Here is a 9,321-nt window from a genome sequence, read left to right on the forward strand (position 1 = left end):
AGCAGTAAGTTTTTGATTTTTATATATTAAATATAAAAGCAAATATTTTGGTGGAGTTAAGGAGTTTTTTACTTCCTCATCAGTTTTTTGCCAATTTTTTCGTACTCGAATCATTAAACTTGTTAAATCATCTAGTAGAAGTTTGTCGTTTTCGGTTAACAAGGAAGAGCACACCTCCTAAATTATGATTTAAAGTTGTTCATAAAGTGGGTATTGTACGTATAGGTTACCAATATTCGAAATCATTTTCAAGAATGGAGTGAATTTAGTCAAGATTTTTAAATTTGTCAAGTTTTGGTTGTATAGTATCTATAGTGTTTTGTAAATAGTATGATAAAAGACATTGGTAGGGGTGAAGTTCAATGTTTAAGTATTTTAAGTTTAAAATAAATGATACTGTTCAATTTGTAAAGAACGATGGACATTTCTATCGAGTGATCGGGTACAGGATCGAAAAAAGTATTTATTTAAATGATGAGTACAGTAGCATTATATACGAACTCTTACGAGAATTTGATGGTCTTCAAGTTGACGCTGAAGAAGAAGAATTAGTAAGCGTATCAAACTTTGATGAATTCTACGGTTCAATGTTTGAAAAACTAGGTACATTTACAATTAAGTTTGCTAAAAAACAAGAAGATGTAAAGAAAACAAACATGGGTGAAGCCTCATCTGTGGACGAACTATTAGATAAATATAATGATTATCGAAGACTGGCAATACTTTTTAAAGATTGTCTTTACGATTTAGCTGCCGAAAATGTTCTAAATGAGCTCACCGATTTTTCTGAATCAAAAAAAGATTACATGCATTAAGCATGTAATCTTTTTTTGTTTGTTTTAATTGTAACAGATTTTTTTTGAAATTTACTTTCATAGACCAATTCTGTTACTTTCGCACAGATTGCAACAGAAAGAATTGTATATCCTACTTCATTCCATGACAGGTAGGATAGTGAACAAAGAAGAATGACAGCATCAAAAATAAAATATACTTTACCGATCGATATTTTTGATTTTTTGCTCATTATTATTGTTATTAAATCATCTCCACCAGTTGCTCCACCACTTCTTAGAATTAACCCTAAACCAAGCCCAGCGAATATTCCACCTAAAATAGCGGGTATCCAAAGATGATTTCCAAAGCTAAATGTAATATTAGAAGATGTTTTTTCTATTAGAGAATAAAAAACAGAAAACGAGATGGCTCCGATGGTAGTATTGATTAATAATTTTCTACCTAAATACAATCCAGCGATCAAGATAATTGGAATATCGAGTAGCAAAGTTGTAATTGAAGGTGATATATTTAGTGCGTTCTTTACTAATAGAGCAATACCAATAAATCCACCTTCAGCTAAATTATTTTGATAATGAAAATGATACAGTGTAGTGGCTAAAATAAATGAACCAATTAAAATCATTAAGGTCTCACCCAAACGATTGTTACTCATTGTTATTTCCTCTTTTCGTAGTTAGTAGTTAAAAGTACAGCTTATAAACTAACTACGTACATATAGAGCTCGTAGTTAGTTTTTTGGCTTTCTAACTACATAGCTATATATCATTGAAGAAATAACATAATCGCCTGTCAACCATAGTTTCGCCTACCTTCAGTTTTATTTTAGAGTTCTTTTGGTTCTCTAAATTAAAACTGCTAAGTGTAGGATAAGTCTTTACGTTGCCAAATGCTCCTTCGAGCAATCATGGTTACACGTCCTTTTTACCAGTTTTGTTAGAAAAATCTAACAGGTGAAAAATAAGTTCTATAAGAACTTATTCTTAATTTTATCATATGCGAAAATATTTGAAAAAAGAAAAGAATTAACAAAAATCTACAAAAAGTTAGAAGTAAGGAAAGGAAAGTAGAAGAGGAATATGTTTTGAAGAAATAAATGTGAAATGTTTCACAAATTAGACATAGCAATTTCGATTAAAAGGATATATATTATATTTGTAAACAATAATGTGAAATATTTCACAATATAATTTGATTAATTGGGACGTTTTGAATCCAAACTGGGTAATTTATGTCCAACATCAGAGGAGGAGAGCCAAATGGCTGTTCAAGAAAAAATTGTAAATGAAACTAGAAACGCTTCTAAAATGGTAAATGACTTAGTCTTAAAAGGACAAAAAGCATTAAAAGAATTTGAAAGATTTAATCAAGATCAAATCAATGAAATTGTACATTCGATGGTTCTAGCTGGTTTGGATCAACATATGCCACTCGCAAAAATGGCAGTTGAGGAAACAGGGCGTGGGATCTATGAGGATAAAATTATTAAAAATATATTTGCTACAGAATATATATGGAATTCAATAAAAGATAATAAAACAGTTGGGATTATAAGAGAAGATCAGCAAGCTGGAATAACAGAAATTGCTGAACCTGTTGGGGTAATTGCAGGTGTCACTCCAACAACTAATCCTACATCAACAACATTATTTAAAGCAATCATTGCGATTAAAACAAGAAACCCAATTATTTTCGCTTTTCATCCTTCCGCACAAAAATGTAGTAGAGAAGCAGCAAGAATCGTTCGTGATGCGGCAATAAAAGCTGGAGCACCTGAAAACTGTGTACAATGGATTGAAGTCCCTTCAATTGAAGCAACAAAGTGTTTAATGAATCATGAAGGAGTTGCACTTGTTTTAGCAACAGGTGGTGCTGGAATGGTTAAATCGGCTTATAGTACAGGAAAACCTGCTTTAGGGGTTGGACCTGGTAATGTACCATGTTATATCGAGAAATCTGCTGAAATAAAGTGTGCAGTGAATGATCTTATTCTTTCAAAAACATTCGATAATGGAATGATTTGTGCATCTGAACAAGCAGTTATTGTAGATAAAGAAGTTTATGAAGAAGTGAAAGCAGAGTTAAAAGCAAATAATTGTTATTATGCTACTAAAGAAGATAAAAAGAAATTAGAAAAGCTCGTCATAAATGAAGCTACATGTGCTGTATATGGTGACATTGTTGGTAAATCTGCATATGAAATTGCAACGTTAGCAGGAGTCAATGTACCAGTAGATACAAAAATTCTTATCGTTGAATGTGAAAACGTGGGTGCAAATGAACCTTTAACAAGAGAAAAACTAAGTCCAGTTTTAGCTGCGATTAAAGTAAATGGAAAAGAAGAAGGGTTTAAACGTTGTGAAGAAATGTTAGAGCTAGGAGGATTAGGTCATTCGGCAGTTATTCATAGTAATAATGAAGATATTCAAAAAGAGTTTGGACTGAGAATGAAAGCTTGTCGTGTTATTTTAAATGCTCCTTCAGCACATGGTGGAATTGGGGATTTATATAATGCGTTTATTCCTTCTCTTACATTAGGCTGTGGATCGCACGGTAAAAACTCTGTATCGACAAATGTAACAACTGTCCACTTATTAAATATTAAAAAATTAGGAAGAAGAAATATGAATATGCAATGGGTCAAACTGCCACCAAAAATTTATTTTGAAAAATATTCAACACAGTATTTAGAAAAAATGCCTAATATTAAAAAAGCATTTATTGTAACTGACGAAGCAATGGTTAAATTAGGTTATGTTGACGTGATTAAATATTATTTAGAGAAAAGACAAGAGAATATTCAGTTTGAAATCTTTTCAGATGTAGAACCGGATCCTTCAGATGTTACTGTAATGAAGGGTGCAGATAGAATGTTATCATTTGAACCAGATACTATTATTGCTTTTGGTGGTGGGTCAGCTATGGACGCAGCCAAGGGTATGTGGATGTTTTTTGAATACCCAGAAACTACTTTAGACGGACCTAAACAAAAATTCTTAGATATTCGAAAAAGAGCTTATAAATACCCTAAATTAGGTCGGAAAGCTCAGTTTGTCGCAATACCAACTACTTCTGGTACTGGTTCAGAGGTTACACCTTTTGCTGTAATTACTGATAAAGCTAACAATATTAAATATCCTTTAGCTGATTATGAATTAACGCCTGATGTTGCAATTATTGACCCACAATTCGTATCAACTGTTCCAAAAAGCATTACAGCAGATACAGGTATGGATGTATTAACTCATGCAATTGAGGCTTATGTAAGTGTCCTAGCTAATGACTATACAGATGGATTAGCATTACAAGCTATAAAATTAGTGTTTAAATATTTACCTAGAGCATACAAAGATGGAAACGATTTTGAAGCACGTGAAAAAATGCATAATGCATCAGCTATCGCAGGTATGGCGTTTGCAAATGCATTCTTAGGAATTAACCACAGTTTAGCGCATAAAATTGGAGCGGAATTCCATATCCCACATGGCAGAGCAAATGCAATCTTAATGCCGCATGTTATAAGATACAATGCAAAAAAACCAACTAAGTTTACAGCATTTCCTAAATATAAGCATTTCATTGCGGATGAGCGATATGCTGAAATTGCTCGTTTCCTAGGCCTTCCAGCTTCAACAATTGAAGAAGCCGTGGAAAGTTTAATTACAGCAGTTATTAAGTTAGCTAAGGAATTAAATATAAATATGAGCATCGAAGCACAAGGAGTTACTGAAAAAGAATTTTTAGAAAAAGTTTCATATTTAGCTGATCGTGCTTTCGAAGATCAATGTACTACTGCAAATCCAAAACTACCTCTAGTAAAGGAATTAGAAGAAGTTTATCTGAATGCTTTCAAAGGATGTTAATGAATTTTTCATTAAGGAGCACCTATACAGGTGCTTCTTTTTTGACTAATTATATTTTGATATAATAGTCATATTGAAAGTGGTGATTAATGATGGAGTTAAAAAAGCAAAATCCATGGTTTAAGGTAATAATAGATGTTGAACATAAAAATCAAACAGTGGAGTCTTATTTAAAAAATGTGTGGCAGTTTCCAAAGAAGTTGCTACATGAATTAAGGATGGCAAAAGGTTGTAGGATTAACGGAGAAATTAAACCTTGGAATACAATCCTTTTGAGTGGTGACCAAGTTGAAATGCAATTGTACATAGAAGAGGAATATGGTGTAATTCCACAGGAACAATCTATTGAGGTCTGCTACGAAGACGAACATTTACTTATTGTTAATAAACCGTTTGGAGTCGACACACATCCGAATGAAAAAGGACAGTTAAATACATTAGCAAATGGGGTAGCATTTCATTTTCAAGAAAATGGATTAAAAACAAAAGTACGCCATATACACCGCCTCGATAAAGACACTACTGGTGGAGTCGTATTTGCAAAACATGCATTAAGTAGTTCAATTCTAGATTCGATGTTAAGTCAACGTAAAATAAAACGTACCTATACTGCTATAGTTGAAGGGAATGTTAAATCACCTAAAGGTACAATAAATGAAGCGATTGGTAGGGATCGACATCATCCTACCAGAAGAAGGGTTTCACCAAAAGGCGATAAAGCAATTACGCATTATAAAAAAATAAGGCATATATCAAAGTTGAACATAACGATATTAGACTGTCAGTTAGATACTGGTCGAACACATCAAATCCGAGTTCATTTAAGTTTTTTAGGTCATCCATTAATTGGAGATCTATTGTATGGTGGGAAACAAAAATTATTGAATCGTCAAGGATTACACGCTAGTAATGTACAATTTACAAATCCTTTTACGAAAGAAAATTTATCGATTGATATCCCATACCCGTCGGACATAAAACAAATACTTAACGAAAAGTGAGATGAATGAAATGTTATTAGAAGTCATTGCCACAAACGTAAAAGATGCACTAGATGCAGAAAGGTTTGGGGCAAATCGGATCGAATTAGTTACTGGAATAAAAGAGGGAGGATTGACACCAAGTTACGCGACAATTAAACAGGTTGTTCAAAGTGTCTCAATTCCAGTGCATGTAATGATTCGACCACATAGTCGTTCATTTCTATATGATCAGTATGATCAAGAAGTAATCTTAAGCGATATTGATGTATGTAATGAGCTCGGAGCAGCTGGTATCGTTTTTGGAGCCTTGACAAAAGAGAATACAATTGATGAAAATCTTTTAAAAAAAGTAACAGCTCGAGTAAAAGATATGAACTTTACATTTCATAGAGCAATAGATGAATCAAATGATCTGCTATCAGCTATCGATACATTAAAACAATACCCTGAGATTACGCATGTATTAACATCTGGCGGTTTTGCTAGTGCAATTGATGGGAAAGAAACAATAAAAAATATGATTGAACTGACAAAAAAATCGAATCTAAAAATTTTAGCAGGAAGCGGATTATCCATTGAAAATGTATCAGACTTCATTGAATTTACGAATGTAGAAGAAATTCATTTTGGTTCTGGGGTTCGAAAAAATAACTCTGCAATTGAAGAAATTGATTCTTCTTTAATGGAAAGTTTGCGAAAAAGGTTAGTACGAAATGTTTGAATAAATCAATGTTATTTTCAAATAATAAAAAAGTAGTCCGCAAAAACGGACTACTTATAATACAGCTTTATACAATTTTATTTATTATTTACCGATAAATTGTTGAGTCCAAGCATTTGATCTTGAATCATAACCAACACCAATTTGAGTTAAGTTAGGATTTAAGATATTTGCACGGTGACCAGCACTGTTCATCCAAGCAGTAACCACTTCTTCAGGTGTTTTTTGACCTTTAGCAATGTTTTCTGCTGCATAGCTATAAGTGATTCCGAATTGTTTCATCATATCAAATGGTGATCCATAAGTCGGTGAAGTGTGATCAAAGTAATTCTTGTCAGTCATATCTTGTGATTTTAAACGTGCTGTTTTAGATAATGTTGCATTAACAGTAAACGGTTTTAAACCAGCTTTTGTACGTTCAGCATTAGTTAATTCAACAACTTTTGATTCATAAGCTGATAATGATGCTGAATTTGACGGTGTTTCTGTTGATGGTTTAGATGGTGTAGTTGGTACCGTCGGTTTTGTTGATGGTGTTTCAGGTTTAGCCGGCGTTGTTGGTACTGTTGGTTTTGTTGATGGTGTTTCAGGTTTAGCCGGTGTTGTTGGTACTGTTGGTTTTGTAGTTGTATTTGAACTATTACCTTGTTTTAGTTGAGCTTCTAATTGTTGTTTAATTGAATCTTGAAGCTTCGTCATATCAATACCAAATTTAGATAAATCTATTTTACCGTTAGTAGTGTTTAAGCTTGGTAGATTAAAGTAGCTAAATAATACATTATTTAAATCAACTTTTTGAGTATATGCTTTTGTATCCTTATTAATTGTATCCGCGTGTACTGCAGTTACAGGAGCACCCACTAGTAGAGTAGCAGCCAATGTTGATAATGAGATTACTTTTTTCATGTCTTATTCCTCCATTTGTTTGGTTATTGTCTCGCTGTACAAGTAATACTTTAGCATGAAAACGCATGACATAATTATGGGAAATAATGGGGAGCCAAATTTGAGGATTTTTTTGGTAGTACTGTTTTAGTACAGAAATAAAAAAAATCGTTGTTATGACAACTATTTTACTAGAATAATATTTGATAAGTATCATAAATTTTTGCTTAAAATTTCCATTAAAAAAGTTTGAAGTTAAGCAAACGTCATATTTCCTCGTTATAATACAGGAAGAAAAATCCAGTTTTGTTGTTATCCAGTTACGATTGTAATCATTCTGTAATAAACGTATTGATGGTGAATAATTTGAAATTATTTATTGATGATACTAGTCCAGTTCCATACGATTTTAAATTGGCAAGAACCTTGAGGAATGATTAAAAGAATGTAAACATCAGCAATTTCACAAATATACCTAGATTATAAGCTACGATTTAGGAAAGAAAATGGGTTAGACTATATAAAGAGGTTTATTGCACATACTTTGTGTTTTTAAAATGGAATTTTAAAAAAATCATTAATAATAGAAGAAATGATACAAAACGCTAAAATTACATAGAGCTATTTATGAATAAAAGGACACTAATTAAATTAGTGTCCTTTAAACTTTCCTTCATATATATAGAAGCGAAATTACATAACTCGGTTTACTTAATTAATACATGCTTCTCTATCACAGACTTATGCACGTTATAATAATTTGTAATAACAGGAAGTATATCCTTAAAGTCCGGACATTTAATACTTGTATTTTGTAGATCAGATAATGTATTAATACAATCATACTCGGATTTACAATTAAAATAAGATAAAACTTCTTTTTCAACTTTAAGTAATCGTCTAATGAATGGTATTGAAAGGAGAGGACGAATAAATTTAATTGGAATAATGCCCACTGTAGTTTTGTTTAAATAATAGGAAAGAAAATCTTTATAAACATCTTGTACAGGATAAGGAGAGGGATCTGTAATTTGATAAGTTTTGTTAACTCCGATTTCTGCATGACTCAAATAGTAAACAGCATTAATTAAATAATCAATAGGAATGAAATTGCAATAAGCATTGTCTTTACCTATTTGAGGTATAGGTAAATAGCGAAGTTTTGTGAAGAAATTTAAAATGAAATATGGTCCATCAAATTTACTTGTCTCACCAGTTTCTGAATGACCAACTACAATTCCAGGTCTTATAATGGTGATTGGAAGTTGTGTTTTTAATTTCTCAACTTCTATTTCAGCATAATACTTCGTTTCTTCATAAAAGTTTTTAAATGTTTGTCCCATTTCTAACTCATGTTCATAAATTTTTCCTTCACGAGTACCCGAGACATAGCTAGTACTAAAATAGGTGTATCGCTTCAAAGATTTCAGTTTAAGTGCAAATTCATTTACGTTTATTGTTCCTTTCACATTTACTTCATATGCAATTTTTTTAGGGACTGCAAGGTCGTAAATTGCAGCCAAATGGAATAAGTCCGTTAGATCATTAAAAAGTACATTAAGGTTTTTTAGGTTGAGCCCAAAGTTTTTCTTGGTGATATCGCCACTTAAAAGTTCTATTTTTAAAAGCGTGTAATCTGGATACTTTTGATCTAATGTAAATAAAAAGTCTAGGCATTGTTTTTCAGTATTAGGAAGAATGAGTAAATAAATTTTTTGAAAAGACATTTCATTATCAAGAATTTTGAGGAGTAAATGCTTCGAAATAAATCCAGGAAATCCAGTAATAAAGTATGTTCTTTCGATTCTAGCCACCTACTTTATGTAAATTAAATCTCTTTGTTTATTTTATTAAGGAAATATGTATTTAATGTAGGGTCGCTTCAATATAATAAAAGTATTTTGATCTATTTTTCACTATTTATGGTAGGAAAAACTCAATTTTTAGCCTATTAGTTCCTCATGTACCGCTTATGAGGAAGTATAAATCATGATTTAGGTGATTTAGTTCCTCATGAACCGCTTATGAGGAAGTATAAATCATGATTTAGATGATTTAGTTCCTCATGAAC

General features: G+C 31.9%; 6 protein-coding genes and 1 pseudogene. 4 read left to right on the forward strand and 3 right to left on the reverse strand.

Features of this window, described 5'->3' with window-relative positions; all coding sequences use genetic code 11:
• Positions 1-362 precede the first annotated feature (362 nt).
• Positions 363-561 (forward strand): annotated as a pseudogene (locus tag CN514_RS27050) (histidinol dehydrogenase); the annotation flags it as partial.
• Positions 562-811: 250 nt separating this feature from the next.
• Here CN514_RS27050 and CN514_RS20450 read toward each other — a convergent pair.
• The gene (locus CN514_RS20450; RefSeq protein ID WP_098234167.1) at positions 812-1,423 is read right to left on the reverse strand and encodes a YitT family protein; all 612 of its coding nucleotides are present in this window, start codon (positions 1,421-1,423) and stop codon (positions 812-814) included.
• A 634-nt stretch (positions 1,424-2,057) separates the two neighbouring features.
• Here CN514_RS20450 and adhE point away from each other — a divergent pair.
• The 3 genes from adhE to CN514_RS20465 all read left to right on the forward strand — a co-directional run bounded on the left by adhE (position 2,058) and on the right by CN514_RS20465 (position 6,365).
• Positions 2,058-4,661 (forward strand): bifunctional acetaldehyde-CoA/alcohol dehydrogenase, encoded by a 2,604-nt coding sequence (gene adhE, locus CN514_RS20455; protein ID WP_098234166.1) that lies wholly within the window; start codon positions 2,058-2,060, stop codon positions 4,659-4,661.
• A 92-nt stretch (positions 4,662-4,753) separates the two neighbouring features.
• The gene (locus CN514_RS20460) at positions 4,754-5,662 is read left to right on the forward strand and encodes an RluA family pseudouridine synthase (protein ID WP_098234168.1); all 909 of its coding nucleotides are present in this window, start codon (positions 4,754-4,756) and stop codon (positions 5,660-5,662) included.
• 10 nt (positions 5,663-5,672) lie between these two features.
• Positions 5,673-6,365, forward strand: a complete 693-nt coding sequence (locus CN514_RS20465; protein ID WP_098234169.1) for a copper homeostasis protein CutC — start codon at positions 5,673-5,675, stop codon at positions 6,363-6,365.
• An 84-nt stretch (positions 6,366-6,449) separates the two neighbouring features.
• Here CN514_RS20465 and CN514_RS26905 read toward each other — a convergent pair whose 3' ends face one another.
• Together CN514_RS26905 and CN514_RS20475 are read right to left on the reverse strand one after the other, a co-directional pair.
• Positions 6,450-7,271: a CAP domain-containing protein gene (locus CN514_RS26905; protein WP_353652088.1), complete on the reverse strand. Its 822-nt coding sequence runs from the start codon at positions 7,269-7,271 to the stop codon at positions 6,450-6,452.
• A gap of 686 nt (positions 7,272-7,957) precedes the next feature.
• Positions 7,958-9,064, reverse strand: a complete 1,107-nt coding sequence (locus CN514_RS20475; protein WP_286141778.1) for an SDR family oxidoreductase — start codon at positions 9,062-9,064, stop codon at positions 7,958-7,960.
• Positions 9,065-9,321 lie beyond the last annotated feature (257 nt).

The sequence above is a fragment of the Bacillus sp. AFS001701 genome (assembly GCF_002559405.1).
GTDB lineage: Bacteria > Bacillota > Bacilli > Bacillales > Bacillaceae_G > Gottfriedia.

Coding starts and splice junctions, on each gene's coding strand:
- CN514_RS20450 (WP_098234167.1), bottom strand. CDS start 1,423: ATGATTTTAATTGGTTCATTTATTTTAGCCACTACACTGTATCATTTT.
- adhE (WP_098234166.1), top strand. CDS start 2,058: ATGGCTGTTCAAGAAAAAATTGTAAATGAAACTAGAAACGCTTCTAAA.
- CN514_RS20460 (WP_098234168.1), top strand. CDS start 4,754: ATGGAGTTAAAAAAGCAAAATCCATGGTTTAAGGTAATAATAGATGTT.
- CN514_RS20465 (WP_098234169.1), top strand. CDS start 5,673: ATGTTATTAGAAGTCATTGCCACAAACGTAAAAGATGCACTAGATGCA.
- CN514_RS26905 (WP_353652088.1), bottom strand. CDS start 7,271: ATGAAAAAAGTAATCTCATTATCAACATTGGCTGCTACTCTACTAGTG.